General features: G+C 62.4%; 11 protein-coding genes, 1 pseudogene and 1 riboswitch. Of the genes and pseudogenes, 5 read left to right on the top strand and 7 right to left on the bottom strand.

Annotated features, from left to right (window positions below):
• Positions 1-71: 71 nt before the first annotated feature.
• From mnmA to CPA56_RS08865, 4 genes are read right to left on the bottom strand one after another with little or no spacing between them, the layout of a single operon-like run.
• Positions 72-1,154 carry a tRNA 2-thiouridine(34) synthase MnmA gene (gene mnmA / locus CPA56_RS08850; RefSeq protein WP_182041658.1) on the bottom strand — a complete coding sequence of 361 codons (1,083 nt, stop codon included), beginning with the start codon at positions 1,152-1,154 and terminating at the stop codon, positions 72-74.
• A 12-nt stretch (positions 1,155-1,166) separates the two neighbouring features.
• Positions 1,167-1,481 (bottom strand): ferredoxin family 2Fe-2S iron-sulfur cluster binding protein, encoded by a 315-nt coding sequence (locus CPA56_RS08855; RefSeq protein ID WP_182041659.1) that lies wholly within the window; start codon positions 1,479-1,481, stop codon positions 1,167-1,169.
• Positions 1,482-1,514: 33 nt separating this feature from the next.
• Complete coding sequence (locus tag CPA56_RS08860) at positions 1,515-2,660, bottom strand: cysteine desulfurase family protein (protein WP_195805148.1); 1,146 nt, start codon at positions 2,658-2,660, stop codon at positions 1,515-1,517.
• Between the two features lie 16 nt (positions 2,661-2,676).
• Positions 2,677-3,891 carry a cysteine desulfurase family protein gene (locus tag CPA56_RS08865; RefSeq protein ID WP_326831323.1) on the bottom strand — a complete coding sequence of 405 codons (1,215 nt, stop codon included), beginning with the start codon at positions 3,889-3,891 and terminating at the stop codon, positions 2,677-2,679.
• A gap of 310 nt (positions 3,892-4,201) precedes the next feature.
• Here CPA56_RS08865 and CPA56_RS08870 point away from each other — a divergent pair, with 310 nt between their 5' ends.
• The gene (locus CPA56_RS08870; RefSeq protein ID WP_182041660.1) at positions 4,202-4,894 is read left to right on the top strand and encodes an alpha/beta hydrolase; all 693 of its coding nucleotides are present in this window, start codon (positions 4,202-4,204) and stop codon (positions 4,892-4,894) included.
• Between the two features lie 43 nt (positions 4,895-4,937).
• Positions 4,938-6,152 (top strand): annotated as a pseudogene (gene tyrS / locus CPA56_RS08875) (tyrosine--tRNA ligase); the annotation flags it as partial.
• Between the two features lie 1,016 nt (positions 6,153-7,168).
• Here the strand turns inward: tyrS and CPA56_RS08880 are convergent.
• A complete protein-coding gene (locus CPA56_RS08880) occupies positions 7,169-8,818 on the bottom strand; it encodes a heparinase II/III family protein (protein ID WP_182041661.1) in 1,650 nt (549 codons plus the stop codon).
• Between the two features lie 3 nt (positions 8,819-8,821).
• Positions 8,822-9,496, bottom strand: a complete 675-nt coding sequence (rpe, locus tag CPA56_RS08885) for a ribulose-phosphate 3-epimerase (protein ID WP_182041662.1) — start codon at positions 9,494-9,496, stop codon at positions 8,822-8,824.
• Positions 9,497-9,657: 161 nt separating this feature from the next.
• A riboswitch (TPP riboswitch) is annotated at positions 9,658-9,772 on the top strand.
• Positions 9,773-9,851: 79 nt separating this feature from the next.
• On the opposite strand from rpe, the gene CPA56_RS08890 reads away from it, so the two are divergent.
• From CPA56_RS08890 to pnuC, 3 genes are read left to right on the top strand one after another with little or no spacing between them, the layout of a single operon-like run.
• Positions 9,852-12,251 carry a TonB-dependent receptor gene (locus CPA56_RS08890; protein WP_182041663.1) on the top strand — a complete coding sequence of 800 codons (2,400 nt, stop codon included), beginning with the start codon at positions 9,852-9,854 and terminating at the stop codon, positions 12,249-12,251.
• A gap of 2 nt (positions 12,252-12,253) precedes the next feature.
• On the top strand, positions 12,254-13,378 hold the full coding sequence (locus CPA56_RS08895; RefSeq protein WP_182041664.1) for a phosphotransferase enzyme family protein: 1,125 nt from the start codon (positions 12,254-12,256) through the stop codon (positions 13,376-13,378).
• A 5-nt stretch (positions 13,379-13,383) separates the two neighbouring features.
• Positions 13,384-13,962, top strand: coding sequence for a nicotinamide riboside transporter PnuC (gene pnuC, locus CPA56_RS08900; RefSeq protein ID WP_182041665.1), 579 nt, complete (start codon positions 13,384-13,386; stop codon positions 13,960-13,962).
• Between the two features lie 24 nt (positions 13,963-13,986).
• On the opposite strand, the gene CPA56_RS08905 is transcribed toward pnuC, so the two are convergent.
• Positions 13,987-14,331 carry a hypothetical protein gene (locus CPA56_RS08905; protein WP_182041666.1) on the bottom strand — a complete coding sequence of 115 codons (345 nt, stop codon included), beginning with the start codon at positions 14,329-14,331 and terminating at the stop codon, positions 13,987-13,989.
• Between the last annotated feature and the right edge of the window lie 20 nt (positions 14,332-14,351).

Consider the following 14,351-nt stretch of genomic DNA (forward strand, 5'->3'; position numbering starts at 1 on the left):
GAGAGAAACGTCATTTTCCTGCGGGAAATAAACAGTGCGTGATGAAGGAGGCAGCCCCTTCTCCCAGCCCCTCACCGGTCGGCAAGAATGAATCCTCCACCCAGCACACGGTCACCCTCATACATCACGCAGGCCTGACCTGGAGCCGGCAGGGCAGACTCCTCCAGCCGGACCTCGGCCCGGTTCCCCTCCAGCGGCCGTACCAGAGCCTGCCGCAGCCCCTCCCGTGCCCGGAGCTGCACCCCGCAGCGCACGCCTTCCTCCGGGGCATCAATCAGCCAGTTCATGTCCCGCAGACGGACGACCCGGCGGCTCTCGTCACTGGTCAGCTTCTGCCGTGGCCCCACAATGATGCGGCGGGAGGACACGTCAATGGCCGTGACCATCTGCCGCTCCCCCGTGCCGGTGTGAATGTCGCCCAGACGGCGACTCTGCCCAACCGTGTAGCGGGCGATGCCCTCGTGACGGCCCAGCACGTTGCCGTCCTCATCCACAATGTCGCCCGGTCCTTCGATCTCGGGGCGCATCCGCTCCACCAGCCCCGCATAGGAACCGTTCGTGACGAAGCATATGTCCTGACTGTCCCGCTTGGTGGCCACATCCAGCCCCAGCTCCTCCGCCAAGGCACGCACATGGGCCTTGTCAGGCATCTCGCCCAGAGGAAACCGCAGGAATTCGAGCTGTTCACGGGTGGTGGCGAAGAGGAACCAGGTCTGGTCCCTGTCCCTGTCCACCGGCCGGTGCATCTCCGCACCCTCCGGCCCTTCCACCCGGCGCACATAATGGCCGGTCGCCATAGCCTCGCAGCCAAGGTCCCGGGCCATGTTCAGAAGGTCCGTGAACTTGACCCCCTGATTGCAGGCCACGCAGGGGACGGGCGTCTCCCCTCTGGCATAGGCATCAGCGAAACTCTCGATCACGCTTTCCCGGAAACGGCTTTCCGCATCAATGACGTAATGGGGAAAGCCGATACGCTCCGCCACCATGCGGGCATCCATGATGTCCCGCCCGGCGCAGCAGGCACCGGCTTTCGCCGGGCCGCCATGGTCATAAAGCTGGAGCGTCGCGCCGATGACCTCATGGCCCTGCCGCTTCAGCAGTGCCGCCACGACGGAACTGTCCACACCACCGGACATGGCCACGAGGATACGCATGATCGAAAAACCTCAGCCAGCCTTCGGCAGGTGAACGACAAGCCCGTCCAGCTCTTCCGTCATGACGATCTGGCAGCCCAGACGGGAGGTCTTCTCCAGCCCGAAAGCGAGGTCCAGCATGTCCTCCTCATCATCGGTCGGGCTTTTCAGCTTGTCCGCCCAGGCCGGGTCCACGATCACATGACAGGTCGCACAGGCGAGCGAGCCTTCGCAGGCCCCTTCGAGGTCAATATTATTCTCATGGGCAATCTCCAGCACGGAGAGGCCAGCCTGTGCCTCCACCTCATGGCGGCTGCCATCACGCTCAACAAAAACCATCCGGGCCATAAATCCCTCACTCCCTGTATCCATGCAGCAGTCTCACCTCCCGGCGAGACCCCGCCCAAAACGGGCCACTGCGCACTCCACATCACCTGCCGAGGTAAAACGTCCTACCGACAGACGCAAGCTTCTACGTGCCTCCGCATCCGTCAGCCCCATCGCCTTCAGGACATAGGACGGGGCCCCGGATGCCGCCGAGCAGGCCGAACCCGATGAAAAGGCAACCCCCGGCACGGTGGCCATGACCTGCCGGGCTTCCAGCCCGGCGGACAGGCACACGTTCAGCACACCCGGCAGCCGTGGAGCGGAGGCTCCGTTGCAGCGGGCCGCCGGGAACAGCTGCCGCATACCCTGCCACAGCCTCTCCCGCAAGTCCGCAAGCCGTTCCGCCTCGGCCTCCCGGTGCTCCATGACCAGCCTGGCCGCCATCCCCATGCCGATGGTCAGCGGGACCGGGAGAGTACCGGAGCGCAGGCCACGCTCCTGCCCCCCACCGGACAGCAGGGGCACCAGCCGCACACGGGGCCGCCGCCGGACATACAGGGCACCGATCCCCTTGGGGCCATACATCTTGTGGGCCGAGAACGAGGCGAGATCGACCCCTTCCAGCGGGCAGGGCAGCCGGGCGAACATCTGGGCCATGTCCACATGCAGCAGGGCACCGGCCTGCTTCACCAGCGGCATGAGACGGCCAAGGTCCTGCACCACACCCGTCTCGTTGTTCGCCGCCATGATGCTGACCAGCAGCGTGGGCGTCGCCAGAGCCTCCGCCAGACGCTCCGGCAGCAGGCGGCCATCCGGCTCCACCGGCAGTATGACAGGCTCGAAGCCCTCCCTTTCCAGAGACCGCACGGTCTCCAGAACGCATCTGTGCTCCGTTGCCACGGTGATGATGCGCCGCCGCCCATCGCCCTGCTCCTTCAGGAAACGGGCAGCTCCCTTGATGGCCAGATTGTTGGCCTCCGTGGCACCGGAGGTCCATGTCAGCTCCTGCGGACTGACGGAAAGGGCCTCGGCCAGCATGTCCCTCGCCCGCTCCACGGCCTCCTCGGCCTGCCGCCCCGGCAGATGCAGGCTCCCCGCATTGGCGGGGTGCTGCGTGAACCACGGGAGCATGGCCTCCATGACGGCAGGGTCACAGGGCGTCGTGGCAAGATAATCCAGATAGATCACCTCATCCTTCATGCGTCACCGGCCCTCCCTATCCTTCATGCGTCACCGGCCCTCCCCACATGGGCGTCGGCCTTTTCAGGAGGCCACGCTCGGCAAACCGCCGGGCCATGAGACCATAGGCACGCCCGAAGGACCGGACATCCCCTGCCCTGACATTCCAGGGCAGGGACACACGGATGGCCTGCCCGGCCGCCTCTCCCTGCCCCATGGCCTCCAGAACGTGGGACCGGGCCACCTTGCCGGACGAACAGGCCGAACCGGCCGAGACGCAATAGCCCTCGATGTCCAGTGCCATGAGCTGCATCTGGGCCGCCACGCCGGGCAGCACGGCACTGACCGTATTCGGCAGGCGGGCCGCCCCATGCCCCATGATGATGACCCCGGCTTCCACCATGACGGCCTCCAGCTCGTCCCGAAGGGCTGCCAGCACGCTCCAGTCCTGCATCCGGCTGTCCTCAAGGGCGGCGGCCATGCCCATATGGGACGCAAGGGCCGGGGTGCCCCCACGCCGGCCCCGTTCCTGCCCGCCACCGGGCAGCAGAGGAGCCAGGGGCCTGTCCTCCGGCAGCAGCAGGGCACCGGCTCCCTTGGGGCCACCCATCTTGTGGGCAGACAGGGCCAGGCTGGCCCCGGCCAGGGACCCATCCTTCAGGGCCAGCGAGAACTCGTCCTGCTCCTGCATCCGCCCTGCAGCCTGCACGGCATCCACATGGAGAAAGGCTCCATGCTGACGGCACAGGGCCGCCACATCCCGCAGCGGCGCATGGACGCCCGTCTCGTTGTTCGCCGCCATGATGCAGACCAGCGGCCCCGGCCCGTCGCCTGCCGCCCCGTGGGCCACCAGCATGGCCTCCAGGGCCGCACGGTCGATCACACCCTGCCCGTCCACGGGAATCAGTCCGGCCTCCGGGACCGCCCTGCGGATGGCGTCATGCTCCGTGGCTCCCACGAGGATGCAGCGACCCTCCGCACGCCCCAAGGCATGCAGGGCAAGCGTATCTGCCTCCGTTCCCCCTGACGTGAAGACACAGCCATCCGCCTCCCGCCCGAAAGCAGCAGCAATCCGGCGGCGGGCCTCCTCCAGCATGATGCGGGTCTTCCGTCCGGCCGCATGAACGGATGCGGGGTTTCCCGTCTGCTCCAGACCGGCCAGCATGGCCTCCCGTGCGGCTGGCCGCAGAGGCTCCGTTGCATTGGCATCCAGATAGACCGGGCCTTCCCGCAGAGATGTTCCCTGAACCACACTCCCCCTCTTCAGCCCTGAAAGGACAGCTGCGCCCTCAACACTCCGTGATAGGCTTCACCAGCGTAATGAGACACATACAATCTTCTTTACCAATTTGAAAAAACCATCACGGCAGAGTCGATTTTGGTAGAAATTACCAAGATGAAACCGATATACAACGCCGGTATGTTCCTCCCGGGCAGGGGCCATCCCTGCCGCCGGGGGCGTAAAATCATGCCCAGAGTCCTGACCCGGCCGGGCATAGTCGGTTCGCACATCACTCTGGGCCTCCATCAGGCGGCGGGGTGGACAAGAAGATGAGAGACGCATGCCTGAAGTCATGTTCGCTGGCCCGGATGGGCGGCTTGAAGGCCATTACCATCACTCCGAAGACCCCGATGCCCCTCTCGCCCTGATCATCCATCCGCATCCGCTGCATGGCGGGACGATGAACAACCGCATCGCCTACACCATGTACCGCCGCTTCCAGACAATGGGCTTTTCCGTCCTGCGTTACAACTCCCGTGGTGTTGGCCGCTCCCAGGGACGTTATGACGGTGGAATCGGGGAAATCTCCGATGCCGCCGCTGCGCTGGACTGGATGCAGATGATCAACCCCAACTCCTCGGAGCTGTGGATCGCCGGATATTCCTTCGGTGCCTTCGTGGGGATGCAGCTGCTCATGCGTCGGCCGGAGATCCGTGGCTGGATCAGCGTCGCCCCGCCGGCTGATGATTACGATTTCAATTTCCTTGCCCCCTGCCCGTGCAGCGGCCTGATGATCGCCGGTGGCAAGGACAGCATGGCTCCCGAGCCTGTCATCCGCAAGCTGGTGGACAAGCTGAACACGCAGAAGAACGTCACGGTCGATTACCGTGTCTTCAACGAGGCCGATCACATCTTCTCCCAGCAGGCCGAGCTGATCGCCGATGCGCTGGAGGACCATGTGACGACCCGCCAGCGGAATCTCTTCGCCCCTGAAGAAGCCATGATCCAGCCTGCGGCAGAGGCCGTGGGCTGATATCCCTCCCGCCCTGACAGGACATCTACAGGAAGGCCCCCTCATGACCGACATATCGCTCAAAAGCCCGTTCCTGCGGGAAGCCAAGGCCCGCGGGATGATCTTCCAGTGCACCGACTTCGAGGCACTGGACGAGCTGATGCAGGCAGGCCCCATCACGGCCTATATCGGTTTCGACCCCACGGCAGACTCCCTGCATGTGGGCAATGCCATGTCGATCATGATGCTGCGGCTGCTCCAGAAGCACGGGCACAGCCCCATCGCCCTGATTGGCGGCGGCACGGCGAAGATCGGTGATCCGTCCTTCCGTGATGAGGCCCGCTCCCTGATGACGGACGAGACCATCGCCCACAACCTTGCCGGGCTGCGGGCCTCTCTGGGGCAGTTCCTGGATTTTGAGGATGGCAGCTGCCGTCTCGTCAACAATGCGGACTGGCTGGACAGGCTCTCCTACATCAGCCTGCTTCAGGATGTCGGGGTGCAGTTCTCCGTCAGCCGGATGCTTTCCTTCGAGAGCGTGAAGCAGCGGCTGGACCGTGAGCAGGGGCTGACTTTCCTCGAGTTCAACTATTCCATCCTTCAGGCGTTCGACTTCCGGGAGCTGTACCGCCGCCACGGGGCCATTCTCCAGATGGGCGGGTCCGACCAGTGGGGCAACATCGTCTCTGGCATCGACCTGGCCCGCCGCACGGATGGGGCACGCCTGTTCGGGCTGACGACACCGCTTGTCACCACCTCCTCCGGGGCCAAGATGGGCAAGTCAGCCAACGGGGCCGTGTGGGTCCGCAAGGAGCGGCGGCCTGTCTTCGATTACTGGCAGTTCTGGCGCAACACCGAGGATGCCGACGTGGGCCGCTTCCTGAAGATGTTCACGGACCTGCCCGTGGAGGAATGTGAGCGTCTCGGTGCGCTGGAAGGGGCGGAAATCAACGAGGCCAAGAAGATTCTGGCCACCGAGGCCACGGCCATCTGCCACGGCCGTGAAGCTGCCGAGGAAGCCGCCGAGACCGCCCGCAAGATGTTCGAACAGGGCAAAATAAAAAGCAACGTTCAGACCGCCCTACCAGAAGTGACTCTGCCCACCAGCCTGTTTGCCGAAGGCATCCCTGCCTTCAGGCTCTTTGCGGAGGCCGGACTGGCCGCCAGCGGTGGCGAGGCCCGCCGCCTCATCCGTGGTGGGGGTGCCCGGCTAAATGATGTCGTCATCAAGGATGAAAATGAACTCATCACGGTAGCGAAGCTAGCAAAATCGGAACTATTACTAGAAATAATAGACCCACTAGACTTGGTGGGTCTTATGGACTTGGCTAACATTTTGGGCCTAGTCTATCCACTGTACAAAAATTCAAGAAAAGCCAGTAAAGAGCTCCACGAGAAGATGTATAATAATATCACTAAGAAAGCCAAAATTCCTCTAGGAAATGCTGCACGCTACCTCTTGTACAAAACAAATGTAATCTGCGAAGATATACACGCCCCCCAGAAGACCCTACTGAAGAACCCCGATATCCTATTAAACATTTTGAAGCTACTAATAGGATTGAACCTAGAAGAACTAGTGAAACACACGGAAAGCGTACTGAATACCTTTTCTCAAAATAAGTCTCCCTTTACGGAAATGAACCCTACGCCTTTCAAATACTATGCGCAGATTACGCCTAAGGCATCCGCCAAATGGAAGGCTAGGCTTTCTGGCCTGATTAACGGCAACAAGCCATCAAAACTCGAAACAAGGAATAGAGAGATCATAATTTACAACCTATTCGGGCCAGAATGGCTATCAATGCCCTGCAATCCTAATAGAATAAATAAAAAATTTTCTAATGAAGAGATGATTTCTTCGTCCCTAGTTTATGCCGGACTGATAAAACTACTGAAACCGGAGATATCTGTAAAAGAAAAATCAAAAATAATAACACAATTACAGAAAATTTCAGATGAATTAACTTCTCTCATTTACAAAAATAAGCACTCCTCAAAAACAGGTTCAACTGTCAAGGAAGGCATATCCCGTAACCTCACCTGTAATGAGTGCTCCTCAAAAACAGGTTCAACCGTCAAAGAAGACGTATCCCGTAACCTCACCTATGCAGAAACCATTCATAGGAACAACCAGCCTCTCCCACTAGAAGAACTGATGAACAGTACAATAAAACTATCTTCCGGCAAGAAGAAGCACATCCTCATCCGGATGGAGTAACATCAGCCCCGGCAGGCAGAACGGAAGAAACATGGCAGCACGATAACTGCCATGTTCAGCATTCCTGAAGCCACTTACAGCGGCACATGCTCCAGCACCCACTCGACCCTCTGCTGGCGTCTGGGGGGCTTAACCGCCCTGCTGCTGCCAGACCCGGCCGCCTCTTCGCCTGTAGGAGCAGGCAGGTCACGGCCTGCACAGGCCCGGACGATGATCTGGGACGTCTGCTCAGGGGCACACCGCCCCATGTAGAAATCGTCCTCCAGGGCGATCACGCCTCCCGTCTGCCGGAAACGCCATATCTCCGAGGGAGCATGAAGGATGATCTCCTCATCCTCCCGCTCCACCCGCACGTCCGGATGGACATGGAACCGCAACGTGAAGGGCACGTCACTCTCCCCCTCCACCGTGTCACAGCCTCTCAGCTCCTCCCCGGAAGGTTCCAGAAACAGGGACCGGTGCCAGATGACCCCGTGGGACGGGTAATAGCCGTTCTGGGACATGTGCACCTCCTGCACACGGCCCTGACGCCTCTGCTTGCAGCGCACCTGTGAAGGACGGCGGGTCACATGCCCGTCAGCCCCGACATCGGACGACGACTCCCCGTCCACGACCAGAACCGTATGGGCAGCCGAACTGCGCAGGGCACGCTGCCAGGCCCCTCCCTCTGCCGCACCGCAATTGACGAACAGACGCTGCCGGTGATGGGAAAATTCGAACGACATCGTCCCGGCATGGGCCAGACGGTCCATTCCATGCGGGGCCGGAGCCGCCACGTCGGCCAGAAGCAGGGACCGCCCGGCCGTCATGCGGACGAACCCGCCCTTGCGCAGGCTGGACGCCACGACCCTGTAACGCTCCGCCTGTTCCAGAAGCTCCAGAACGGCCTTTTCCCCCCGCTCCTGCGAACCATTGAACAGGGCCAGCCCTCCATCCCCGTGACAGAAGGCCCGCAGCACGGCACAGGCCCGCCCCAGCATGACAGGCACGCAGTCCGGCGGCATCCACTGCAACGTGGTGAACATTCCCTGAATGGCGGTAAGCTGCTGCACGCAGCGATACTGGGCCTCCGGGCTGCGTTCGGCCACGATGCCGTCCTCTCCCAGAAGCCGCCCCAGCTCCAGCGGAAGCTGCTGCTCGAACCGTTTGAAAAAGCCGTCATAATGCGGCACGGCCATATAGACGGCCAGCAGTCCCCTCAGCACGGCCAGCCCCTCCCAGCCTATGGGAGGCAGGGGCAACAGGGCCGAAAGGCGGCGGGCTTCCTTCACGGCGGCATCCAGAACCAGCTGCTGCGTCCCTTCCGTGGCCGTGGAAAGGCAGAACTCGTAGTGCCCCAGCCAGTTGGAGAGCCGCCGCCCCATCACGCCACTTTCCCGGGCGACCGGATCAGCCGGAGGACGATCAGCCCATGACGCCACCATGGACCGGGCCAGAAGGCGGGCACCGTTGGTGCCGAAGGTCCGCAGGTCCCTCAGCCAGTCGAACCCATAGAACCAGCGACGCACCTCCACGGGCCAGCTGTTGCTCTGCCAGACACCACGCAAGGGAAGACTGTAGGTCTTCTGGGCGAAACGGAACACGCCACCTATCAGCAGTGCCCCCTGGTCCACGTCCCCTTCTTCCCTGTCCTGATAGAGGCAGACAGGGCTTGCCTCCCCATGCTGCCGCTGGGGCAGGGAGACGAGCATCAGCCTGAAATACCGCCGGTAGGAGTTAAACAACCATCATTCCCCTGAGGCTGCAAGCACGGCAGGGCGGGCTGCGGCACGCATCCCTTCCACCGCTGCCCTGCGGTCATCCTTGCCAAAGATGGCCGACCCGGCCACCAGCATGGTCGCCCCGGCCTCCGTCACGAGCGGCGTGGTCGTTTCATCAATGCCACCATCAACGCCCAGAACGATGTCACGGCCACTCTGGCGGATCATGCCGGCCAGGGTCCGTATCTTGGCCAGCTGCCCATGCAGGAATTTCTGCCCCCCGAACCCCGGATTGACCGTCATGACCAGAATGATGTCCACCATGTCCATGACCTCGGACAGGGCCTCCGGCGGCGTGGCGGGGCAGATGGCCACACCGGCCTTGCAGCCCAGCGCATGGATGCTCTGGAGGGTGCGGTGAAGATGGGCGTTGCCTTCCACATGCACGGTGATATGGTCCGCTCCGGCCTCCGCAACGGCGGCAAGATAGGGGTCCACCGGTTCGATCATCAGATGGACGTCGAAACGTGCCCGGCTGTGAGGGCGCAACGCCTTGATGACAGGCATGCCGAAAGAGATGTTCGGAACGAAATGCCCATCCATGACATCAAGATGAAGCCATGGAGCTTCCGCCACGCTGCCCATTTCGTGACGCAGATTGGAAAAATCGGCGGCAAGCAGGCTCGGCGCAATGATGGGCATGTAACCTCCATGTAAAGAAATCAGAACAGGTATTCGCATTTAATATTGGCAGAATGAGGGTTTTTTACAAGAGAATCCGGGCCTTTCCCCCAATCCTGCGGGCGGATGTGAAAGAAACGTGAAAGAAAATGGACACGCCCCCCCTCATCTGCTAACGAAAGGCCTGTTCCGAGGGGTGCCTTCACCATGCAAGGCTGAGAGGGTGGGTTCAGCTCATCCAACCCTTTGAACCTGATCCGGTTCGTACCGGCGAAGGGACAGGAAAACAGCACGGAACGGGACGTCCCCTTCATCTCCCCTGAACTGACGCCTGCACAGCGAACCTTCACCATCGTGCTCCGAAGGCGAAGATTCCATGCGCTCATTTTTTTCCAGCCGCAAGACGGCCCCTCTCTTTCTGCTCCTGTGCAGCCCTGGCTGGGCACTGGCAGAATCAGGAAAACAGCCCCAGCAGTCCACACCCCACCATCCTCCTGTCAGGCCGCCCGCCCATGCCGGACAGGCAAAGGCCGTACAGGCCCGGAAGGTGGAGTACCTCACCACCCGGGCGGTCCCCGAGGCCGTGCAGCGTGGCGGCGGGCTGATCCAGCCCCAGCATGGCACGCAGTCCATCAGCGAGGTGGGCCGCAGCTACATGGACATACAGGCCCCCACGGCCTCGGCCTTCCAGCTCGTGTCCATCCTGCCGGGTGCCAATGTCGTGACGTCCGACCCCTTCGGCATCTCGCCCAACACCAACATCAGCGTCCGTGGCCTGAACGGTGATGCCCTGGGCTATGTGCTGGAGGGAATGCCACTCAATGACATCGCCGCCTATGGCGGATACCCCAACCAGTTCGCCGATACGGAGAATTACAGCAAGGTCGGCCTCCAGCAGGGATCGGCCGATCTGGACAGCCCTGTCCTCAACGCCGCAGGCGGGCTGATGAAGCTCTCCTTTCTCGACCCGTCCCTGAAGCCCGGCGGCCTCGCCTCCTTCTCCTACGGGTCCTTCAACACACGGCGGGGCTTCATCCGGCTGGAAACCGGGGAAATGGGCAACAGCGGCATGAGGGGCTTCGTCTCCTACTCCAACACCCATACGGACAACTGGCGCAGCGGCGGCCATGACACCCGCCAGCACATTGATTTCCGGCTCCTCAAGGAATGGGGACAGGGAAACCAGGCGGGCATTCTGGGGTCATGGAACAGGGCCGACACCAGCTACTACCCTTTCACCTCCCTTGAGGACTGGAAAAGTTCCGGCACCCGCAGCGGTCGGCTGACCAGGCATTTCGAACCCGGGGAGAACAGCACGAACTACTGGCGGCTTTCCCGTGATCCGGAAGAAACGCTCTATGTCGGGGCACCGGTGCACCTGCATTTCAGCCAGCGTCTGTCCTTCGACATCACGCCCTATGCCCAGCGTGCCTATGGCAACTTCCCCTCCGGCTCCACACTCTCCAGCACGGGGAACTATTACGGCACCCAGCCCGTTACCTCCCTGCCCGTGACGGACGGCCAGACCGTACGGGCCGACTACACCCAGCGCAGCTACCGCTCTGGCGTGAACATGGCCCTTCATGCCCGTTACAAGTGGAACGACTTCGTCATGGGCTACTGGTACGACTATTCGGACGACAACGAACCGCAGCCCTTCACGGCCGTCGGAAATGACGGTTCTGCCGCCAGCATCTGGGCCGACAGGAAACGCAGCCGCATCCTCATGCCGGATGGCAACCCCTATCTGGCCGGGGGCTTCCACACCATGTCCCAGACCAACGCCCTCTATGTGGGGGATCACATCTCCCTGATGCAGGACAGGCTGGTCATGGACATCGGCTTCAAGGAGGTCATGATGCACCGCTGGGGAACCAACGACGTACCCGGCCCGCAGCGCAACATCTCTAGCAACAGGCAGGAACCCCTGCCCCGTTTCGGAATGCGCTGGAACGTCACGAGGAAGGACCAGCTCTTCCTCAACGTGAACACCAACTTCCGGGCACCGGCCATCTCCACCTATTACAACAGCTATGCCGGTGTGGATGCCAATGGCGTGCCCAACGGCACCATCAGCCGTACCGGGACCAACCGCCTGAAGAATGAATATTCCGTCTCCGAGGAATTCGGCTACCGCCGCACGGGAGACTGGCTGACGGCCAGCCTGACCTTCTTCAACTACAATTTCCGCAACCGGCAGATAGAGACGGGGGAAGCCACCAACCCCAACATCACCACGACCATCAATGCCGGGAAGCAGACCTCCCGTGGTGTGGATGTGGAACTCGGCACACGCCCCTGGCACCATATCAGCCCCTATGCGTCCTTCGAGTATCTCCATGCCACCATCGACAGTGACATCTCCGCCGGGGCCGACACCCTGCCCACGGCGGGCAAGACAGCCGTCCGCAGTCCGCATTTCCAGGCGGGAGCGGGCCTGCGCTATGATGACGGACATTTCTTCAGCATGATCTCCATGCGTTACATGAGCCATCAATATTCCACCTTCATGAATGACGAGCGCATCCCTGCCATCATGACGGCCGACCTGACCCTTGGTTACCGCTTCAACAATGCGGGCTTCCTGCACCAGCCCACTTTGCGGCTGAACCTGAGCAACATCAGCAACCAGCGTTATCTGTCCGGCATCAACTCCACCACACTGAATGCCCATGACACGACCGGCCTTCATGGCGGGCGGGTCAGCGGCTCGGCTCCGGGCTATTACATCGGGGCACCTTTCGCCGCCCTCGCCAGCCTGACGGCCGGGTTCTGAGCATGTCGGCACGCCCCCTTGGTCTGGAAAGCGGTTACAATGGCTGCGTCTGGCCTCCCCTGACAGACGATGACGTCACGGCCCTTCTGCCACGCTGGGGCGTCCGACCCGCCCGGAATCCTCTCCTCTGGCACAGCCGCCGCCCCTTCTCCGCCTCGGCCATCGTGGCACTGGAAGACGGGGGACGGCTGTTCCTCAAACGCCACGGACGTGCCCTGCGCTCCGTGGACACACTGACGGAAGAACACCGTTTTGCCAGCCATCTGGCGAAGCGGGGCCTGCCGGTCGCCGCCCCGCTGCCCATGCTGGATGGCCGGACCGCCCTGGCCACGCCTGAGCATACCTACGAAGCCTTCCCCCTCCATGCGGAGGAAGACGCCTACCGGGGGCTGGATTCATGGCGGCCCTATCACGACACGGCACAGGCGGCCTCCAGCGGAACGCTTCTGGCACGGCTGCATCAGGCCAGCGAAGGGCATCAGGCCCCACCACGCCATGACCCGCCCCTCATTTCCGCCCGGCATCCCCTGCTGGGCGACAGGCTGGCGGACAGCCTGACCCCTTGGGTCACCCGACAGGAAGGGCTGACGGACACATACCCCCTTCCATCGCTGCAACGGGATGTCCTGCCCCTTCTGGCCCCGTTCCATGAAGCCCTGCTCCCCCTGCTGCCAGAGGACCGCCCCCTCTGGGGGCATGGGGACTGGCACGGGGCCAACCTCCTCTGGCACAGGAACGGTGATCGTCTCGTGGCTGCCCGTGCCTTCGATTTCGGCATGTGTGACCTGACCAGTGCCGCCTTCGACCTCGCCGTGGCCATGGAGCGCAGCTTCATCAGCTGGCTGGACCCTGACGGCTGCCCGACCGTGCATGAAGAACAGCTAAGGGCCTTCCTGCACGCCTATGATGCCCAGCGGCCCCGCAGCCCCGTCGAGAAACGCCTCACCGCCTGCTGGCTGCCCCTCTGCCATGTCACCTTTGCCCTTTCGGAGGTCGCCTATTACGGTCATGTTCTTGGCAACAGGGAGGCCGCCGACATATCCCGGCGGGATTACCTCATCGGCCATGCACGCTGGTTCCGGACGGAGCGTGGCCGTGCCCTGCTGGCCATGCTGGAAAGAGGCTGACGCCCATGACGGAACTGATCGCCGCACTGCTCAGTGCTTCAGGTGTCTGGCTGACCACACACCGCCAGATGCTCGGCTGGCCCATCTCCCTGCTGGCGACGCTGTTCTATGGCACGGTGTTCTTTCAGGCCCATCTCTATGCGGACACGGTGCTTCAGGGCGTGTTCAGCATCGCCATCCTCTATGGCTGGGCTCTCTGGGCACGGGAAAGACGGACCGGGCTGCACCTGCCCGAAAGCCGCCTGCCCCTCCTGCCAGCGGATGAACTCCCCACCCGTCCCCTTTCTCCCGTCCGGGCGATGGTGGAAACGACGTGCTTCCTGATTCTCTCCGTTCTCTGGATTCTGGCCCTGAAATACTGGAGCGACGACCCCGCCCCGATACTGGATGGCGGGCTGAGCGGAGCCAGCCTGCTTGCCCAGCTCTGGACGGCCCGCCGCCACCGGGTGAGCTGGCTGCTCTGGTCCGGCATCGACGTGATCTACACGGTCCTCTTCACCAGCCGTTCCCTCACCATCACGGCCCTGCTCTATGCCGGCTATACCGGCCTCGGCCTCTACGGCTACTGGAAGTGGAGACGCTGATCCCCGGAACGGGCAGGACCGTTCCTACTGGTTCATCCGGTCCAGCTCATCCGGCGTGAGACGCTGGATGCGGATGGGCTTTCCACTGGCATCATAATAGACGACGGCTGCGCCCCGACGCTCGGCATAGCCATCCGGCTGGCCGCTCTTCTTGCGGAAGAGCAGGCGGTCATGCTCCGGCTGCACGGTCACCTCGTCGCCCCGGGGCACGAAATGGAACATGCTGTAATCGGCATGCATTCTGGGCAGGGAGGAGCCGGGCATGGGCTTCCTGACGACGGAGTCCAGATCATCCGCCTGCGCTGGAGCCAGACCGGCCAGCATCAGGCCAGCCCCGGCCAGCAGACCGGCCTGTTTCACGAAACGCATATGCCTTCTCCCTTCTCCCG

This window comes from Bombella mellum (genome assembly GCF_014048465.1).
In the GTDB taxonomy this organism is placed as follows: Bacteria; Pseudomonadota; Alphaproteobacteria; order Acetobacterales; family Acetobacteraceae; genus Bombella; species Bombella mellum.

Excerpts from the sequence above, each read along its gene's own strand:
- mnmA (WP_182041658.1), bottom strand. The coding sequence starts at position 1,154 with ATGCGTATCCTCGTGGCCATGTCCGGTGGTGTGGACAGTTCCGTCGTG.
- CPA56_RS08855 (WP_182041659.1), bottom strand. The coding sequence starts at position 1,481 with ATGGCCCGGATGGTTTTTGTTGAGCGTGATGGCAGCCGCCATGAGGTG.
- CPA56_RS08860 (WP_195805148.1), bottom strand. The coding sequence starts at position 2,660 with ATGAAGGATGAGGTGATCTATCTGGATTATCTTGCCACGACGCCCTGT.
- CPA56_RS08870 (WP_182041660.1), top strand. The coding sequence starts at position 4,202 with ATGCCTGAAGTCATGTTCGCTGGCCCGGATGGGCGGCTTGAAGGCCAT.
- rpe (WP_182041662.1), bottom strand. The coding sequence starts at position 9,496 with ATGCCCATCATTGCGCCGAGCCTGCTTGCCGCCGATTTTTCCAATCTG.
- CPA56_RS08890 (WP_182041663.1), top strand. The coding sequence starts at position 9,852 with ATGCGCTCATTTTTTTCCAGCCGCAAGACGGCCCCTCTCTTTCTGCTC.
- CPA56_RS08895 (WP_182041664.1), top strand. The coding sequence starts at position 12,254 with ATGTCGGCACGCCCCCTTGGTCTGGAAAGCGGTTACAATGGCTGCGTC.
- pnuC (WP_182041665.1), top strand. The coding sequence starts at position 13,384 with ATGACGGAACTGATCGCCGCACTGCTCAGTGCTTCAGGTGTCTGGCTG.
- CPA56_RS08905 (WP_182041666.1), bottom strand. The coding sequence starts at position 14,331 with ATGCGTTTCGTGAAACAGGCCGGTCTGCTGGCCGGGGCTGGCCTGATG.